The sequence below is a fragment of the Bradyrhizobium sp. USDA 327 genome (genome assembly GCF_041262065.1).
In the GTDB taxonomy this organism is placed as follows: Bacteria; Pseudomonadota; Alphaproteobacteria; order Rhizobiales; family Xanthobacteraceae; genus Bradyrhizobium; species Bradyrhizobium liaoningense.
Map to the genome: position 1 here is coordinate 4,443,658 of NZ_JBGCCW010000001.1, position 17,558 is coordinate 4,461,215.

Annotated in this window: 13 protein-coding genes; 10 read left to right on the forward strand and 3 right to left on the reverse strand. The window is 60.9% G+C overall.

Going from position 1 to position 17,558, the window contains the following annotated elements; translation table 11 throughout:
• Positions 1 to 351 precede the first annotated feature (351 nt).
• From gmd to ABIA42_RS20870, 3 genes are read left to right on the forward strand one after another with little or no spacing between them, the layout of a single operon-like run.
• On the forward strand, positions 352 to 1,437 hold the full coding sequence (gmd, locus tag ABIA42_RS20860) for a GDP-mannose 4,6-dehydratase (protein WP_370121723.1): 1,086 nt from the start codon (positions 352 to 354) through the stop codon (positions 1,435 to 1,437).
• Positions 1,418 to 2,404, forward strand: a complete 987-nt coding sequence (locus tag ABIA42_RS20865; RefSeq protein ID WP_370121720.1) for a GDP-L-fucose synthase family protein — start codon at positions 1,418 to 1,420, stop codon at positions 2,402 to 2,404. The genes gmd and ABIA42_RS20865 overlap by 20 nt, the downstream gene beginning before the upstream one ends.
• A gap of 7 nt (positions 2,405 to 2,411) precedes the next feature.
• Complete coding sequence (locus ABIA42_RS20870) at positions 2,412 to 3,623, forward strand: glycosyltransferase family 4 protein (protein WP_370121717.1); 1,212 nt, start codon at positions 2,412 to 2,414, stop codon at positions 3,621 to 3,623.
• A 412-nt stretch (positions 3,624 to 4,035) separates the two neighbouring features.
• Here the strand turns inward: ABIA42_RS20870 and ABIA42_RS20875 are convergent, their stop codons facing one another.
• The gene (locus tag ABIA42_RS20875) at positions 4,036 to 4,992 is read right to left on the reverse strand and encodes a class I SAM-dependent methyltransferase (protein ID WP_370121714.1); all 957 of its coding nucleotides are present in this window, start codon (positions 4,990 to 4,992) and stop codon (positions 4,036 to 4,038) included.
• A gap of 412 nt (positions 4,993 to 5,404) precedes the next feature.
• Here ABIA42_RS20875 and ABIA42_RS20880 point away from each other — a divergent pair, with 412 nt between their 5' ends.
• The 6 genes from ABIA42_RS20880 to ABIA42_RS20905 all read left to right on the forward strand — a co-directional run bounded on the left by ABIA42_RS20880 (position 5,405) and on the right by ABIA42_RS20905 (position 13,237).
• A complete protein-coding gene (locus tag ABIA42_RS20880) occupies positions 5,405 to 6,967 on the forward strand; it encodes an ArnT family glycosyltransferase (protein ID WP_370157157.1) in 1,563 nt (520 codons plus the stop codon).
• 4 nt (positions 6,968 to 6,971) lie between these two features.
• Positions 6,972 to 8,117 carry a glycosyltransferase family 4 protein gene (locus ABIA42_RS20885; RefSeq protein ID WP_370143631.1) on the forward strand — a complete coding sequence of 382 codons (1,146 nt, stop codon included), beginning with the start codon at positions 6,972 to 6,974 and terminating at the stop codon, positions 8,115 to 8,117.
• A 104-nt stretch (positions 8,118 to 8,221) separates the two neighbouring features.
• Positions 8,222 to 9,391 (forward strand): polysaccharide pyruvyl transferase family protein, encoded by a 1,170-nt coding sequence (locus tag ABIA42_RS20890; protein ID WP_370143816.1) that lies wholly within the window; start codon positions 8,222 to 8,224, stop codon positions 9,389 to 9,391.
• A complete protein-coding gene (asnB, locus tag ABIA42_RS20895; protein WP_370121700.1) occupies positions 9,391 to 11,301 on the forward strand; it encodes an asparagine synthase (glutamine-hydrolyzing) in 1,911 nt (636 codons plus the stop codon). Before ABIA42_RS20890 ends, asnB begins: the two co-directional genes overlap by 1 nt.
• 5 nt (positions 11,302 to 11,306) lie before the next feature.
• Positions 11,307 to 12,227 (forward strand): class I SAM-dependent methyltransferase, encoded by a 921-nt coding sequence (locus ABIA42_RS20900; protein WP_370121697.1) that lies wholly within the window; start codon positions 11,307 to 11,309, stop codon positions 12,225 to 12,227.
• Positions 12,224 to 13,237, forward strand: coding sequence for a lysylphosphatidylglycerol synthase transmembrane domain-containing protein (locus ABIA42_RS20905; protein ID WP_370121694.1), 1,014 nt, complete (start codon positions 12,224 to 12,226; stop codon positions 13,235 to 13,237). Before ABIA42_RS20900 ends, ABIA42_RS20905 begins: the two co-directional genes overlap by 4 nt.
• Here the strand turns inward: ABIA42_RS20905 and ABIA42_RS20910 are convergent.
• A complete protein-coding gene (locus tag ABIA42_RS20910) occupies positions 13,219 to 15,027 on the reverse strand; it encodes a hypothetical protein (RefSeq protein WP_370121691.1) in 1,809 nt (602 codons plus the stop codon). The genes ABIA42_RS20905 and ABIA42_RS20910 overlap by 19 nt on opposite strands.
• A gap of 257 nt (positions 15,028 to 15,284) precedes the next feature.
• On the opposite strand from ABIA42_RS20910, the gene ABIA42_RS20915 reads away from it, so the two are divergent.
• Positions 15,285 to 16,874 carry a hypothetical protein gene (locus ABIA42_RS20915; protein ID WP_370143632.1) on the forward strand — a complete coding sequence of 530 codons (1,590 nt, stop codon included), beginning with the start codon at positions 15,285 to 15,287 and terminating at the stop codon, positions 16,872 to 16,874.
• On the opposite strand, the gene ABIA42_RS20920 is transcribed toward ABIA42_RS20915, so the two are convergent.
• Positions 16,846 to 17,553, reverse strand: a complete 708-nt coding sequence (locus tag ABIA42_RS20920) for a methyltransferase domain-containing protein (protein ID WP_370121686.1) — start codon at positions 17,551 to 17,553, stop codon at positions 16,846 to 16,848. The genes ABIA42_RS20915 and ABIA42_RS20920 overlap by 29 nt on opposite strands.
• Between the last annotated feature and the right edge of the window lie 5 nt (positions 17,554 to 17,558).

The following is a 17,558-nucleotide window of genomic DNA, read 5'->3' on the forward strand; positions in this document are numbered from 1 at the left end:
CGGTCCCGGCGGAAGGGGTCTGAAACCGCACGAACCGGCCGGTCTTGTATTTCGCCGCTTATCGCAAGGTAGGCCTAACAGGAACCACTGCTAAACCCTCAACTTAGTCCCTGGGGCGGGCTAGCGAAGACTTAGATTGTGCTGTGATGCTGATCGTGATCCTGCTGCCAAACCGTGAGGCGGTTGCTGACCGCCCGCATCTCCCCCTTCGTTGATAGGCAATTGCTCGGTGACCCATATCGCCTACAAACGGGTGCATTTGCTTGACAAGCGGACGATGCTGGAAAACAAGAGACGAGAAAAGTAGGCTAGCAGTCTCATCGATCCCAAACCGGTCGCCTGGACATCGTTATGAATGCTCAAGACTCCAAACAGCGCATCGCCTTAATCACCGGCGTGACTGGACAGGACGGTGCGTATTTGGCCGAACATCTGCTATCGCTCGGCTATGTTGTGCACGGCATCAAACGGCGCTCGTCGTCATTCAATACGGCCCGCGTCGACCATCTCTATCAGGATCCGCATGTCGGGGACGTGCCGTTCCTGATGCACTATGGCGACATGACAGACTCGACCAACCTCATCCGGCTTATGCAGCAGATCAGGCCGACCGAGATCTATAACCTAGCCGCCCAGAGCCATGTCGGCGTCAGCTTCGAAAGCCCGGAATACACTGCCAATGCCGACGCGATCGGCGTGCTGCGGCTGCTCGAGGCCATCCGCATCCTCGGCATGGAGAAGGAGACGCGCTTCTACCAGGCCTCCACCTCCGAACTCTACGGCCTGGTGCAGGAGGTTCCGCAGAAAGAGACCACGCCGTTCTATCCGCGCTCGCCCTACGGCGTGGCAAAGCTCTACGGCTACTGGATCACCGTGAACTACCGCGAAGCCTATAGCATGTTTGCCTCGAACGGCATCTTGTTCAACCACGAGAGCCCGATCCGAGGCGAGACCTTCGTCACCCGCAAGATCACCCGCGGCGTCGCCCGCATCGAGGTCGGGATCGAGGAAACGCTCTATCTCGGCAATCTCGAGGCCAAGCGCGACTGGGGACACGCCAAGGACTATGTCGAGGGCATGCACATGATCCTGCAGGCCGAGAAGCCCGACGACTTCGTGCTCGCGACCGGCGAGACCCGCTCGGTCCGCGAGATGGTCGAGCTGTCCTTTGCCGAAGTGGGCCGTCAGATTGAGTGGCGCGGTACGGGCGTCCAGGAGACCGGCATCGACCGCAAGAGCGGCAGGACGGTGGTGCGTATCGATCCGACCTATTTCCGCCCCACCGAGGTCGATCTTCTCATCGGCGACGCCAGCAAGGCCCGCAAGCAGCTTGGCTGGAAGCCGAAGCGGACATTTGCCCAGCTCGTGCAGGAGATGATGGCGAGCGATCTGGCCGAGGCCAAGCGGGAGATCACCCATGGCAAGCACTCCGTTTGAACTGAAGCGCAAGACCGTCTACGTCGCCGGCCATCGCGGCATGGTCGGCAGCGCGCTCGTGCGCCGACTCGCGCAGGAAGATGCGAAGCTCGTCACGACAACCCGCGGCGAGGTCGACCTCTGCAACCAGGCCGCGGTATTCGACTGGTTCGCGAAGACGCGGCCACAGGTGATCTTTCTGGCCGCAGCGAAGGTCGGCGGCATCGTCGCCAACAACACGCTGCGCGCCGAATTCATCTACGAGAACATCGCGATCGCCGCCAACGTGATCCATGCCGCGCATCAGAATGGCGCGGAGAAGCTGATGTTTCTGGGCTCGTCCTGCATCTATCCAAAGCTCGCGGCCCAGCCGCTGCGCGAGGATTCGATGCTGACGGGGCCGCTCGAGCCGACCAACGAGCCCTACGCGATCGCCAAGATCGCTGGCATCAAGATGGCGGAGGCCTATCGCAGCCAGTACGGCAGCGATTTCATTAGCGTGATGCCGACCAATCTCTACGGCCCCGGCGACAACTACCATCCCGAATATAGCCACGTCGTCGCCGCGCTGATCCGCCGGTTTCACGAGGCAAAGCTTTCAGACGCCGCCAACGTCGTCGTCTGGGGTACCGGCACGCCCCGGCGCGAATTCCTCTATGTCGACGACATGGCGGACGCCTGCGTGCACCTGATGAAGACCTATTCGAGCGCTGAGCTCGTCAATGTCGGCACCGGCGATGACATCACCATCGCCGAATTCGCCCGCGTGGTTGCTGCCGCCGTCGGCTATCGCGGCGAGATCTCCTTCGACACCTCGCGCCCCGATGGCACGCCGCGCAAGCTGCTCGACATCAGCCGTCTCGCCAAGCTCGGCTGGCGCGCCAGGACCTCGCTGGAAGACGGCATCCGCCGCGCCTACGCGGCCTATCTGGCCGAGAGCAAGGCTAAAGGCTCTCACAGCCCCACGCCTGACCGGCGAGGATCGTAGCTCGCATATGGATACTCCCGCAAAGCTGATCATCGCGGCCCAGTTCTATCCGCCTGATACGACCACGACGGCCGTCTATGTCGGCAAGATCGCCGACAGCCTCGCGCGCGATCGTCAGGTCGTCGTGATCTCCGCGACATCAGGCTCGGGCGCGGCAGGCCACCCCGGCAAGCCCGAGATCGTCGAGCTCAAGAGCTGGAATCCGCGAAAATCCGCGCTTCTCCAACGTGCGGCGGCCATCTGCCTGCTTGCGGCACAGATGTTCTTCTCGGTCTTGCGGCGGGCAAGGCCAGGCGACGTTGTATTCTGCGTCACGACGCCGTTCACCCTGCCGTATACCGTGCTCCTTGCAGCCAGATTGCGCGGCGCAAGGACCATGCTCCTGATCTACGACCTCTACCCGGAGGCGCTTGAGGCCGCCGGCATGGTCCGCTCCAACTCGCTCGCGGTCCGGCTGATCCGTTTTGCCAACACGCTGCTGTTCCGGCGCCTGGACGCGATCATCGTGATCGGCCGCGACGTGCCCCCGCTGATCGAAAAATATCGCGGGGTCACCGCAGGCCAGCTTCACTTCATTCCGAACTGGGCGCTGATCCCGATCGGACACCGCAAGACCGATCCGGCCAGCCGCTTCCGCGCGTCGGATCCCTCCAAATTCACCGTTGGCCTGTCGGGTAATCTCGGCTTCACCCACGACCCCGCTACGGTTTTCGAAGCGGCCCGCCTGCTGCGGAACGAGACGGACATTCATTTCATCCTGTCCGGCTGGGGCGTGGGCTGGGCCGTGCTCAACGACCTCTTCGCCAAGGACAAGCTCGAGAATGTCACGATGTTCGAGCCGGTGCCTGAAGAGGAACTCGTCGAATTCCTGTCGGCCGCCGATCTCTGGGTCATCCCCTATCGCCGGCATATCGTCGGCGTCTCGATCCCGAGCCGTCTCTACAACATCCTCGCCGTCGGCCGGCCGGTGGTCGTCACCTCGGAAACAAATTCGGAAGGCGCGCTCGTGCTCGGTGAAGAGGCGATCGGATGGGTCGTCCCGCCGGAAAAACCCGCCGAGCTCGCGCGAGCCATTCGCGAGGCGGCGCGCGATCGGCGGGCCACGATGGACAAGGGTGTTCGCGCGGCAGGCGTTGCCGAGAGATATCGCGAGGATGTCGCCCTCGCCGGCTATCGCCAGGTTGTCAACCACGTTGCTCGAGGAAGGACACGCCGCTGAGCGGCACTCGCAAGACAAGTGCCACCTCGCGGAACAGCAGGATTTAGCTGCAATTTCCACCGACTCTCTCCGCCGCTCGGCCTGTCGTCGGCTAGAATGAACTTGTCAAGGCTCCAGCGATTAGAAAGCCTACCAAAGGTTGTGTTCGGCCATCCGCGGCGACGACCTCGATTTTCTCGCGAACGACCGACCTGTGGGTCATCTCTCACTGCCGCAACCCTTGGGCGTGTCTATGCCGAGCCGATCTTTCAATCTGCTCCCGGTCGGGCGTCCCGTGATCATGGGATGCTTACGAAGGGGCAACGTGCTGCCAGGCTGCCCGAAAAACACCGCGAGTCGATCGCCCTTGCGGGATACCGTTCTTGGTGGCTTGGGAGGACGGCGCGGTTAACGGGACTAGTTGCAACCAGCGCTAATTAAGCGGCTTCTCATACCAGACAAAGTGCGAGAAGCCGTTCTTCGGCCAGCCGCCCGTTTCCTGCTCCAAGATCTTGAGCCCGAACAAATCCGCCAGCGTCTGCAATTCGTTCGCGTGATAGAAACGCGCGATAGGTGTCAGGAAAAAGTCGCCGAACTGCTCCCATGACGGCTCTATTGCGGGAAACTTCCACTTGCCTTGCACACAGCCCAGCGTGGCCCAGAGCGCGAGATGATAAGGCGGAAAAACGGTGAACTTCAGAACTCGGTCGCCGACTTTCTTTCCGAACAGATGCTGGACCCCCTTCAGGGGCGGGCTCAGGGCAAAATACAGAGAGCGGTAGAGGTTGTCCCAATTGTAGACTGCATAAAGCATCTTCCCGCCAGGCTTGAGAATGCGGACAAGCTCCATGAAGCATCGCATCGGATCCGGCGTGTGATGCGTCACTCCGTGCGAGATCACGATGTCGGCGACTTCGTCCGCGACGGGAAGCCTGAGGTTCGAGCCGAGAACGCCGTCCGCATTGAGCGGCGGTCTTTGGATCTGCCGAATCGAGCCATAGGCAAGGTCAATCCCGAACGGCGTTATTCCACGATGCTCCTTGAACGCCTGGACGATGGCTCCCTTGCCACACCCGACCTCGATGACGGTGTCAGCCCGCGCGAACAGATAGTCGTATTTTGAATCCCGAAGCCAGCGCCCCAACGGAAGGTTGTCCAGATCCATGTAGTTGTTGCAGGGCGTCTCATCGTAGTGATCCCGAACGCGGTTGTGGATGCTCTCCGGAATGACCGCCGTCGCTCCTGCATCCGGACGCAGATCCGCAACATCGCCCATGAAGCCGTAGCGCAGACCAGACTTCTCGCCGCGCAAGTGATCTCCTTCGATGACGAGAGAGCCGAGATCAACGGGGTCTCGCAGAAAGCTCAGATATTTGGGAACGAAGGACATTCGTATCTCGGTAAAAGGAGCAAATTTCAGGAAAATCCGTGAGGCGGCCGGACCTTAGACTTCTCCGACTTCATGAAGCAAGCCTCTTGTTCGGAGCTCACGCCTGATGACACAAGTTCCAGGACCGGCGTCGGTCTACCCGCATTATGGCTGCGCCCCGGACGCGCATATCCGCCCTCAAGGCTTGACAACAAAAGGTAAATTCGAAACATGCTGCGATCCTGCAACCGGTGCGCGCGAGCCACACCGTGACAAGCAATCCAATGAGCGGTGACGTCACCGCTCGAACGAACGACGCGCGAGCGCCATGTCATCGTCCAACGACATAACCATCACCGAGCGCTCCGCACGCATTCGACTTTCGGTCGCGGATCCCGCCGATCTCCTGTTCATTGCGGCCGTGGCCATCTGGTTGATCCAGGCCGTCTACATGATTGGGCATGTCGAAAGCTGGCTCGACGAAGGCCTCTATCTGATTAAGTCAAACGAATATTTCAGCGGTCGAGTCCAGCCCTACTCGCTCGAGGACGCGACCGCCTACCCGCCGCTCTATTTCTATGTGCTCGGAGCGGCGCAATGGCTGTTCGGCCAGGGGCATCTGTCGGGGCGCCTCTTGTCCGTCCTGCTTTCCCTGTGCACGCTCGTTCTTCTGCGCAAGAGCGCCGATCGGTGCCTGCGCGACCGGCTGGCCGCCGCACTCGCAGTGCTCATCTATGCCGCAAATCCGATGGTCGTCGCTTATATGTCGACCGCGACTCCTTACGCAATCATCACCCTGCTCACCCTGGCTTCGTTTCTGGTTGTCACGGAAACCAAGCCGCTCCACCCGTTGCTGCAGATCGCTAGCATGGGTGTGCTTGCCGCCACACTCGTCCTGATCAGGCTCAATCTCGCAGCCACGCTGCCGATGTTCGCGGCGGTCCATCTGCTGGTAAGCGGACAAGCGCAGAAACGCGCCCTCGCCACCCTTGGGGGAGCGGCGCTTGTCGCAGGCGCATGTCTCGTCGTCAGCATCATGATCTTCGGACACGGCCTCTTCGAAACGCTCACCTTCCTGCCCGGCCTTACTCAAATTCTCTGGCGCTTTACCGACGTCGGCACCGAAATGCACGACGTCCTCACCCTCACTCGTTCGCCGAACGACTTGCAGTTCAGCTGGCCCGTGGTTCGCGAAGTCGCCAACCGCTATTTCCTGCAACTCTATCCGGCGCTGCTTCTGCCCGCGATTCCGGGCGGAGTGCTCAGCCTGGTGCGCTTCCGCCGCCTACCGCTGGCAGGCTTCTGCACGCTGTATTTCGTCGTCATGACGCTCGTGCACCTTCTCGGCTCCCAGAGCTATTGCCCGCCCTGCCTGATGGCCTATGCCAATTACTTCCTGCCGTTTGCGGCCATTCCCGCCGCTCTCTGTCTCGTGACGATCGGTGCAAGGATTACCGCCTCCGCAGGACGAACGGGGCTGATCCTGTTCATCGTTGCTGCAAACTACTACGCCGCATCGAGGAGCAGGCTTGGAATGCTGATCCCCGATTGGTGGTCGAACCCCCTTGCCAACGTTCAGACGCTCGCGCAATCCCTCAAACCGCTTCTTCCTGACGGCCGCGTCCTCGTGCTCTCGGGCAAATATCAGCCCGTGCAGGCTGTCTGGCTTGCCGGCCGCTTCATCGAGCCCTACAGCGTCAGCCTTTTTCCCAACCTGCGCGAGCCTCTGGACGGCCTCAATCCCGAGACCAAGGCGAAGGCGCGCCATGCTTTGCAGATGCGCGGGTTTCGCGACGCGACCGCTCTGATCGAAGATTTGAAGCGGCCGACGGCAGCCGTCGTCCTGCAGGAAACGCCTCCGCTGGGTGAGATGCTCGCCCTGTACCTCGGAAAACCCAATGCTGAGCAGGTCGAAAACACGCTTCGCGAGCGTTACAGCAAGGTAGGCGACGCATCAGAGGGCAATGTCACCTTCTCCGTCTGGCTCCCGAAGTAAGCTCATGCGCATTCTCGAAATGAACTATGAGTTTCCACCCGTCGGTGGTGGCGGCGGCAAGGCCACCGAAGACCTGGCGACGGAGCTTTCGAAGCTGGGCCACTCGATCCGCGTCCTGACCGCGCGGCAGGGCAATCTGCCACGCCTGGAAACCAGCGCCGGATTGGAGGTCGAGCGCATCTTCGCATTCCGTAGACAGCGCGACCGCTGCTCCGTCTGGGAGATGATCGGCTTTATCCTGATGGCCGTCCCAGCCGGGCTGCGAACGGTCCGCACATTTCGTCCGGACGCAATCCACGTCCATTTCGCGGTGCCGACCGGTTTCGCGGCGTGGCTGGTGGCCACGCTCTCGGGCACGCCATACGTCTTGACGGCGCATCTCGGCGACGTTCCGGGCGGCACGCCGGAGCAGACTGACAAGTTCTTCCGCGTGATCAAACCGCTTACCAGACCAATCTGGCATGGCGCCGCCGCCGTCACGGCCGTCAGCTCATTCGTTGCCCGGCTCGCGCGCGACGCCTATGGACTTGAGGCCATCGTCATTCCGAACGGCGTCGATATCGAAAAATCACCGGCGGTCCCGCGCGCGCCGGAGAGGACCGTCAAGCTGATCTTCGCGGGGCGCATGGTGGCTCAAAAAAATCTCGAGTGGGGACTGCAGCGGCTCGCGGCGGTCAAGGACCGAAACTGGACGCTCGATCTGTTCGGCGATGGCCCAAGCAAAGCGGCCCTGGAACGGCATTGTGCGGTGCTCGGCCTTTCCGATCGCGTCGCATTTCACGGTTGGGTCACACCGGAGGAAGTCGATCTTGCAATGTCGTGCTCCGATATCCTGTTCATGCCCTCGCTGAGCGAAGGGCTTTCCCTGGTCGCAATCAACGCGCTGGCGCACGGGCTCGCACTCGCCTGCTCACGCATCGACGGCTTTGCCGACGTGCTCGTCGAGAACGAGAACGGACTGTCGGCGCCGCTCGACGATCCCAGTGGATTCGAACACGCTCTCGCGCGTCTCCTGGATGACAGGGACCAGCTGTTCCGCATGAAACTCGCAAGCAGGGCCAAGGCGGCCGCGTTCGACCGTAGATCGATCGCTGCTCGCTACGAGCAAGTCCTGCGGTCGGCCGCCTCGCATACCCACGGACGCAAGTGACAACAATGCCGGCGTATCAGCAGAAATTCGTAAGTCCACGCGTCATCCGCGGCAACCGCGGCGACCTGCTCAGCCGATGGGGCATTCTGAGCGCGGTTGCGACCATGACACAGAGGCCAGTCGACGTCTTTTGCTCGCGGCAGAGGCATTTGCCGCCAATCCCTGCGACGTCGATCCCCTATGGCCCAGTCTACAATCTCTTTCCGCCGCTAAGCGGCTGGCGATCTTTGGCGAAGGCCGACGTTGTGATATGGACCGGCGGGCTCGACCTGCAGGACGATTCATCGCTCGCCAAGCTGTGCCACACCTGGCTCGTCTTCTTCATCTATCGCCTGCTCGGCCTCAAGATCGTTTGCGTCTGCCAGGGTGCGGGTCCGCTTGGGTCCCCAATCGGACGCTTTCTTGCGCGGGCGGTGCTCAGCCAGACCGTAGTCTTCATGGCGCGCGACAAGGGCACCTTCGATCTCGTCAGTTCGCTTCGCTCGCGCGCCAAGCTGGTCCGCTCCCACGACGGCATCTTCCTGCCCGGATTTGAGCCAGTCGCACACCCCACCTCGAAGGTGTTCGCTGACCTTGAGAAGACGTCGGAAGAACACCGCGGGCCTCTCATCGCGATCAACATGCGTCTGTGGTTCCACTTCACCGGTGGATTCCTCCCGTATCAGTTCGCGAAGGCATCGTTCCGCGAGCGCGCCGACGAACGGATGTCGGCGTTCGTGGACGCCTTTGTCAGGCTGATCGGCCGGCTTCGCACCGAGATGGATGCGCGCGTGGTTCTGGTTTCGATGTACGAGCCGGGCATCGAGGAATGGGAAGACGACGCGATGTGGCTGGGCCAGTTGAAAGCCAGTTTTGCCGATGACCCCGCGGTTCTATTGTGCGAAGATGACCTCTCGATCCCGGAGTTCATTACCCTGATGAAGAAATTCGACTTGGTGATCGGAACGCGGCTGCATTCGACCCTGACCGCGCTGAGGCAAGGCGTGAGAGCGATCCATCTTTCCTACACAAACAAGGGCAAGGACATCTTCGACAGCCTCGGGCTAGCGGAGTTCGCGTTCGATCTGAACGGGTTCATCGAAGCGCCAGACCAGGTCTTCGAGCTTGCGCGCACGACCATCGACAAAAAGGATCTGCCGGGCAGGATCGCCGGGATCACCGCGAATGCCATAGTCGAAAATCTGCAGGCGCTGGATCAGGCGCTGGCGGAGGCTTGCACCGGCGAGCGGGGTTCCGGCGGGCAGCGATCCCCCAGCAATTCGCGATTATCCTGATGTGCGGGATTGCAGGCTTCATCGGCGATTGGGACGCAGCTCGCCTCGACGATCTGACGGATGCGCTCGCGCATCGCGGGCCGGATGGACGCGGCGTCGATTTCATGCCGTCGGGCAGCGCGATCGGCCTGCCCGCAAGCGCCGTTGGACTGGGACACCGCCGCCTCTCGATCATCGACGTAGCGGGCGGCGCGCAACCAATGTGGAATGCCGATCGCACCGTAGGCCTCGTCTTCAACGGCGAGATCTACAACTTCCGCCAGCTTCGCAAGGAGCTCGAGGCCTGCGGCCAGCACTTCTCGACGCATTCCGACACCGAGGTAATCCTTCACGGCTGGCGTGTCTGGGGCTCGCGGGTCGTCGAACGCCTGGAGGGAATGTTTGCATTTGCCGTGTGGGACACGCGCACGCGAAGCCTGTTCCTGGCGCGCGACCGGCACGGCATCAAGCCGCTCTACTATTCGATTCCCCGTCCCGGTCAGATCATTTTTGCCTCCGAGATCCGGCCTCTGCTGCGCGCCGCCGACACCGCTGTGACGATCAACAGATCGGCCCTCTACGAATATCTTTTGAGGGGCTGGTCCGCACAGGAATCAACCCTTTTTTCCGGCATTCAGCAGCTTCAGCCGGGCTGCCTCATGCGGTTCGATCCGACGAAGGGAGCCAGTGCCGCGCGGGTCGAACGATATTGGCGCATGCAGAGACCTGGTACCACGGAACCTGCTGCGTCTGCCTCGAACGACGAAGTCGCCGACACGCTGCGCACCCTATTCGACAAGGCAGTATCCTCGCATCTCGTGGCCGACGTCGAGGTGGGCGTGCTGCTGTCCGGCGGGCTCGATTCGTCCGCGGTGGCGGCCTCGATGGCGCGGCTGATGGACCCGTCATCGATACAGGCATTCACGATCGGATTTGGCCTTCCCGACGACGAGATTCCATTTGCGAGGTCCGCCGCAAGCCATTGCGGGATCAAATCGAAGGAGCGCTTGGTCGATCCGTCCGTGTTCTCATCGGGGTTTACCGATTGCATCGAGAGCCTGGAAGAGCCGATCGCTCACCCGGTCATGCAGACGACCTGGCAGGCGGCAAAGTTCGTTCGGCAGAACGTGAAGGTGGCCCTGCTCGGCGAAGGATCCGACGAGCTGTTCGCCGGCTATCCGCACTACCGGCTGTTCAGCCCACCTTTTTCGCTGCTGCCGGGACGGCTGGTGCGCAAATATGCGCTCGACGTCATGTGCCTGATGCCGGACAGCCGTACGCTTGGGCGCTTGATGACACCGGGATCCTACCAGCCGGACGCCCTCGAAGCCGTCGAGCGCAGGATTCAACCGTGGTTCGGCGGGGACGATGAAGCGGACGACATGCTTCGGTTCGAGGCAGAGACTGCGCTCGTCCAGAACCAACTCATGCGCGTCGACAAGCTCACCATGGCGCATTCGGTCGAGGCGCGTGTTCCGTTCCTGGACAACACATTCGCCGAATACGCCAATGCGCTTCCCTTCGCACTGAAGACGGAGAACGGCATGGCAAAGGCGATCTTCCGCAAGGCCATGCAGTCCCGACTGCCGACCGATGTCCTGTATCGCCCCAAGTCCGGCAAGAAGGGCACGCAGGCCCTGCTCCCCATGATCAACAGGCTGCTGGCACCGGGTGGCCCCCTGCATCATTTGGTCGACGAAAAATCGATCGCGGCGAGGGGCTGGTTCGATCCGAAAGCGACGCGCGGCTGGATCGATGGTATGACTTCACCCGTTGTTCGCCACCACCCGATCGAGAGCCGGCGGCGTGCCAAATTCGCACTTGCCCTCGCCGTCCTCGAGCAGTGGTGCCGCCTCTACCTCGACGTCGACCGTAGGATTTCTCCGGTTGAGACAAGACAGACTACAGAACCTTCCAACTGTCCGCCGTAGCCCCAATGTCCTCAGAATCACCCGCAGTTTCCTCGTTCGATTGTCTGGAGCCCACGCTGTTTAGCAGGCTGCGGCAGCAACTCTATCCGATCTATGTCAAGTCGTTCGGCCCGATCGCGGGTTCACAGCATCACCTTGATCGGATGACGGACGACAGCCTGGACGTGAAACGGTCGATTGCCCAATTGTTACTTTTCGAGAAGGAAAGCGGCCGCAGGCTCCAGGGACTGAAGCTGCTCGAAGTGGGCGCTGGGCTCGGCCTGACCGTCACCACGGCCAGGCTGCGGTTCGGGGCCAAAGCCTATGGCCTCGAACCAGGCGGCGAAGAGTTCAGCGGCACCTACGAGCTCGGTCAGCAGCTTCTGGACGGCTGCGGGCTCGATCCTAGGCTTCTCGTCAATGGAGTCGGAGAGCACATCCCCTTCCCTGACCAGAGCTTCGATGCCGTCATATCGTCCAACGTGCTCGAGCATGTCGCCGATCCCGCAGCGGTGATGAAAGAGTGCTTTCGGGTGCTGCGACCGGGCGGCGTCTGCCACATGGTGATCCCGAATTTCGGCAGCTGGTGGGAGGGCCATTACGGCCTGCTGTGGCTGCCGCACAGCCCGCACTGGCTCGGCCGCCTTCGCGTGCGCCTCGCAGGGCGGGACCCGGCCTATGTCGACACGCTGCAGCTGATCACGCCCGCCAAGATGAAGCGCTGGATCGCACCGTTCCGCGACAGGATCGAGGTCAAGGGATGGGGCCAGGCACTGTTCGACGAGCGCGTGCGGTCGCTGAATTTCGAGGAGTATTCGACGCTGGGGCTCGCCAAGAACCTGTTGCGGATATTCCACCGGCTTGGTGTCATCACAATCCTGCTCGGCATAGCACGAGTATTGCGCTGGGAGACTCCCATCGTTCTCACCTTCGTCAGGAAATCATGAAGCTTCGCCCCGGCCTGCTTCGGCAATGGACGAGCGCCCCGCGGGTCCCACGGCTGGCCTGGCGCGGCTGTCAATTGCTGATCTCCGTGTCGCTGATCCTGTGGTTGCTGTCCAAGGTCGATTCTGCGACCATCAGCACGATCGCCGCTTTTCCTCCCGCAGTCCTTGCCATCTCGCTCGTCATCTTTGCGACCAGTCAGGTGTTCGGCGCGTTGCGGCTATGGGTGCTGCTGCGCGGCCAGGGGGCGAGCTTTCCTCCGCTCTACGTGATGCGACTGACCTTCATCGGTTTCTTCACCAACAACTTCCTTCCCAGCACAGTTGGCGGCGACGTCTACCGCGCGGCGGCGCTCACGCGCGGCGGCCACGGATTGAACCTCGCGATCCTGACCCTAGTTGCCGACCGTCTGCTGAGCCTGATCGTCGTCGTGCTGATGACGGCCGCAGCCCTGCCCTCCACCAACTTCTGGGAGCTGCGGCCAAGCGTGAGCGCAATCTCCGCCGCATCGCTCGCGATCTGGATCGTGCCAGCGCTTGCTGTGGTGGGGGTACTGGCTGTCCTGGCCAGCCGCATCCCCTCGTTCCGGCCGGTCGTCACGAGCATGGGCCAGAAACTGGCCGCGGTCACCACACGCGCACTCCGCTTCGCCGGCCTGCCGCGCGTCCTTGCGCTCGCGGTCCTGCTCTCCGTGCTAAGCTCCGCCGCGTCGATCCTGGCTCAGTTCATCATCGCGCAAGCGATCGGGATGAGAGTCGACGTCATGCAGCTCGCCGCCGTCATCGGCCTCGTGACGCTGGCGGCGCTGATGCCCGTCTCCATCAACGGCATCGGGCTGCAGGAAGCCGGTCTCGTCGCACTGTTTCAGCTCTTGGGCGTTGCGCACGAGCCGGCCATTGCCTTTGCCGCCTTCAGCAGAGCGTTGATCCTTGGAACGAGCCTCATCGGCGGCCTGCTACTGATGTTCTCGGGCCGGCCGTCGACGAGTCAGGCTCACCGGCCGAAACCGTAGCTCTCCGCGGCGAGATCCGAACCGCGGTAGAGCCAAGCCATTTCGTAACCGCGATAATCGAGGGTCAGGATAGGTCGTGATTTCGGTTGCGGAAGGCCCTGAACGATACGGCTCCGATTGAACAGATAATAATCGTGATCGCCCAAGGGCTCTTTTCCGACGACAGTTGCGGCATCAAATATCCCGAATGACCGCGGCCGCTCCGGCAGCCACCGTCCATAATACAAGTGAAAAATTCGCCCATTTCGACAGATGTCCGGCGATCTTTCGCAGAGCTCCTGGAACTTCTCGCCCAGGAGCGCGCGTTCTTCGCCCCATCCCATCCAGGATGGATTCAACCGGCCCGCCTCCGCATGATCGGCGTCCAGATAATTTAACCAGAACGGTCGAAAAGCAGCGTACAGCGGCCGGAACGGCACCGTCTCCAGGATCAAGAACAATGCCGCCATGAAAGCAATGACGGCAAGACCAACGCTCCTCGTTCGACTCACCAGGCCATACGTCTGGGCACTCGACAATATGACGAGCAGAGACGCAGCGAGAATCAGGAACAAGGGCGTGTTTAGATATCGGTGAGCTAACGGCACCTGCAACAGCGCACCGATCAAGATCAATGCCAGCGCCACGACGAAGAGGAAACCGGCGGTGGCGTCACACGGTCTGCGCCCGGTCAGCAAGAGCATGCATGCGAGGAGCACCATGATGAACAGCGGAGTCGGAATCGCAACGATCAGGATTTCGAAGGCATAACCCAAATATGCGAGTCTCGTGATCGCGAGACTGTCGAAACCGAAATGCAGCCACACTCCATTCAACGCAAACGATGGAGTTATCGGACTCGGATGGAACGGCGCCCAATAGGGCTGCAGCAGAGCTGTCGAGACCAGACCTGCGGCAAAGCCAAGAATCATGATGCCGGCGACAGTTGCCGGAAAATGCCGCACGGCCAACGGGAGCTTAGCGGCCTTCAATCGTTGGCTCCAGCTTCCGAGCAGCACTGCCGCTCCCACCAAGGATCCAATGGCCATCGTCACGGCAGCCACACGGCTGGGAATTTCCCCGCCGCCTTTTCCCGACAGGACCAACAGTGGAATCCACGTCCATGAGCTCATCGCATCGACGATGCCTGGCCAGACTCCGCCCCACAGAACAGAAGGGATCCCTATGACGTACAGCAGCGTGGAGGCCACCGAGATGGACAGCGAGAGCAGAATTCCGGCAATGGTGTCGGCCACGCCTGCAGCGATCGGGCGCGTCGGCCCTCGGGTGGCGGCAAAGGCGGCCGGAGCTATCAGAACGATGAACAGAATCGGAGAACCGGAGAGCTTTTCCTGCGCCGCCAGTGTTGCCACGACGATCGCTGCAGAGAAGGCCTGAACGCTTATGCGCCGGCTGCTGGTAAATGCGACGCTGACCAAGAGCAGCGCAATGACCGCGCCGAGGGAGGAAATCAGATCATAGTTGAATGTCTTGATCGTGATATTGGTCATCGGAAAGGTAAACAGGCTCGTCACCGCCAGGATGACCATTCCCGGACTGAAGGGATCAAATCCGCCCAGCTTGGCGAGTAACAGATAGACGACCAGGAGCAGACACGAACCGAGCAGCCAATGATCGATCTTCAGAATCATGCGGATGCGATCTTCTGGAAGACCCAAGTTTTCCGCCAGCCGCACGAGATGGACCGCTACCGGCAATGTCGTGCGGAACGCGCCGGATACCAGTTGACCATGTCCTCGATTGGCCGGCTCCAGCAACAGGTTCGTCAGCCCTGTTTCATCGATCGTCATGAATTGGGTGTCCCGTTCGACTGAAAGTGCAACGGGAACGAGCATGAGGAGCATAACCGCTCCCGCGTGAACGAGCGTTTTTCCCTTCCTTCGAGCGAAGGCCGCGAACAGTCCACACAGAATGAGAGCCGCAGCCAACTCAATGCCATTGACTTGCACGAAATGGAACATGGGAATGGGCTGAAGCATACCTTCGTTAGACATCTAGACCAATGAATGCCACTATTGCGCGAGTTCGTCAGCGGACCGCAGCACCAATGATGCGTTTCTTATCTCGAGTCTCTCCGGCAACAACCGTTCTCGCACTTGCCCTTTTCAATATCATTGCTCTTTTGGTGATGGCGACACGGCATCTAGCTTATCTTCAAAATGACCCGTTGGCGCCCTTCTATTTGATCGATCAAGCCTATCATGGCGAGCTACTGGTCGCAGATCGCCAACCATGGCTGCTTCCTTTGCTAATAGGCAAGGCCTTACATGGGCTGTCCATCGCGGATCGATATACGCTCATAATGCACGCGTCGACCGCGATCACGACGATTTTTGTCGGTCTGACGGCACTTCCCCTGTTCTTCCTCGTCCGCCGTTTCGGAAGCGATCGCACCGCAATGATTGCAGTCATCCTGCTGTTGACCAACGCTCAATTCTGCATTTCCGGCCTGTATCTCAACCCGACGGTGCTACTAACCTTCCTGGTGACCCTTTTCTTCGCAGTTCTGGTGTATTGGCCGCCTCGGGCTCCCCTAACACTCGCCGCCATCGCCGGCCTTTCGGTATTGATCCGCCACGAGGGCCTGATCCTTGCAGCATTGCTCCTATGGATCATCTACTGGAAGTATCGGCAGCACGACCATTCCGGCCGGCCAGCGGCCTCGAAAGCAGTTGCCTTCCTGGCGCTGATCGTGGTCGCAAACTACACGGTCCGCCTGCTGTGGACCGCCGATGCGATAGGCTTTTTGCGCAATACCGGGACCTCCGACAGGTTCTTTTCCTTGCTTAGCTTCAGCCCGGCACGCGTGTTCAGCTACCTGATGGCCGTCCTCAACTACAAAATGGAGAAGCTCGATGTAATCGCCGCGACGCTCCCCCTGCCGCTGCTGGCTTTGGTGCCGATTGGGGCCGTCGCCTCCTTACGAAAGCGCTCGGGAGCGGGCTTCATCATGATGTACCTCCCGCTCTACGAAGCGGTCGTCCTCATTTATCTGCTGGTCCTTCCGGTCAGCACCTATCTTCTGCAGAACTACAGCGCGACGAATTTGCTGATCGATGTGCGCAACGTGGTGCGATACTATCAGGTATTCACACCGATGCTGTTGTTCTTTGCCGCTATCGGGGGAGCCGAGGTCTACCACCTGATTTCAAGCAAGACCTCGGGCAAATTCGACGCTCAACTCGTCAAGGCCGCTTACGTCATTGTCGCGGTATTCTGCATCAATCAGCAGTTTCTGCTGCAGACTTCGTATCAGTTTCAATTCGTTAAGGCCGAACCGCACGCTGCCGAAGCCTTCGAGGCTGCCGATTGGTTCAGGGCCAAACAAATTCGAAGGACACCAATCGGAATGATCGCGCCCAGTCTGCATCCAGTCCATTTTGCGATCATGTCCGGCAACAACGAAGTCAATTGCTGGGGAGGCCAAAGCGATCCCAACTGGGATTGCGAGCAGGCCGGAAGAGGGGCCGCAACCACCCTGCTACAGGCCGGCGATCCATATTTTGCATACGCGTTGATCGAGACAGGCAGTGCTTTCGCTCCCCCAGCCGGTTCATATGGGGCCGAGTTCATCTCCTCGGGCGGACGTTACACCATCCTGCAAAACACTAGGCCGGCCGTCGCAACACCGCATTAATGGACTGGGCGAACACCTGGCCGCGATCCGCCGAGTCCAATAGTCTTGCGATCGCTGTGAGGAACCAGCTCGCCGCGCGCGCCGCATGGGGGAATTTGGGGGAATACAATAACGATGTCGTCAGCATGCTGCCCGCTTGCAGGGTCGCATGCGCGAGGCCGCCGGCGGCCGAGAGTTCGACGATTTCAAACCCCGCGTCACGAGCAAGCTTCTCAACCCCGTAGCGGGTGAAGCGAAAGTAGTCGTGCGGCTGGCCGTGAAGATAATAGAGGAAAGGCACCGACAGAATTAGGACGCCGCCAGGTCTGAGCACGCGCAGCAGTTCTGGAAACGCTGTCCACGGTTGCGGCATATGCTCCAAGACCGAGCAGCAGAAGATCGAGTCGAACGTGTCGTCAGGGACCGGCAGGAGCCCCTGCGCATCGGAGACGAAATCGAGATCCGGATGGGTAGGGAACGCGTCGGTCGCGACATAGCCGTCCGCCCTGGAGCGGATCGTCGCGCGCCAGGCCAGCCTCCCGGCGCCCAGGTCCAGCGTCGTGCCCTTCACGTGGCGCTGGATCATCGGAAGCAGCGCGCCGTAAGCTGTGCGATGGTCGACGGCAAGGTCCCAAAATTCATCGGAGCCGATCGTCCGGTCGCAGACCTCGTTCCAACGTCGTTGCAGCCAGCCAATCACTACCG

Coding starts and splice junctions, on each gene's coding strand:
- ABIA42_RS20885 (WP_370143631.1), top strand. CDS start 6,972: ATGCGCATTCTCGAAATGAACTATGAGTTTCCACCCGTCGGTGGTGGC.
- asnB (WP_370121700.1), top strand. CDS start 9,391: ATGTGCGGGATTGCAGGCTTCATCGGCGATTGGGACGCAGCTCGCCTC.
- ABIA42_RS20875 (WP_370121714.1), bottom strand. CDS start 4,992: ATGTCCTTCGTTCCCAAATATCTGAGCTTTCTGCGAGACCCCGTTGAT.
- ABIA42_RS20905 (WP_370121694.1), top strand. CDS start 12,224: ATGAAGCTTCGCCCCGGCCTGCTTCGGCAATGGACGAGCGCCCCGCGG.
- ABIA42_RS20890 (WP_370143816.1), top strand. CDS start 8,222: ATGACACAGAGGCCAGTCGACGTCTTTTGCTCGCGGCAGAGGCATTTG.
- ABIA42_RS20910 (WP_370121691.1), bottom strand. CDS start 15,027: ATGACGATCGATGAAACAGGGCTGACGAACCTGTTGCTGGAGCCGGCC.
- ABIA42_RS20900 (WP_370121697.1), top strand. CDS start 11,307: ATGTCCTCAGAATCACCCGCAGTTTCCTCGTTCGATTGTCTGGAGCCC.
- gmd (WP_370121723.1), top strand. CDS start 352: ATGAATGCTCAAGACTCCAAACAGCGCATCGCCTTAATCACCGGCGTG.
- ABIA42_RS20865 (WP_370121720.1), top strand. CDS start 1,418: ATGGCAAGCACTCCGTTTGAACTGAAGCGCAAGACCGTCTACGTCGCC.
- ABIA42_RS20870 (WP_370121717.1), top strand. CDS start 2,412: ATGGATACTCCCGCAAAGCTGATCATCGCGGCCCAGTTCTATCCGCCT.
- ABIA42_RS20915 (WP_370143632.1), top strand. CDS start 15,285: ATGATGCGTTTCTTATCTCGAGTCTCTCCGGCAACAACCGTTCTCGCA.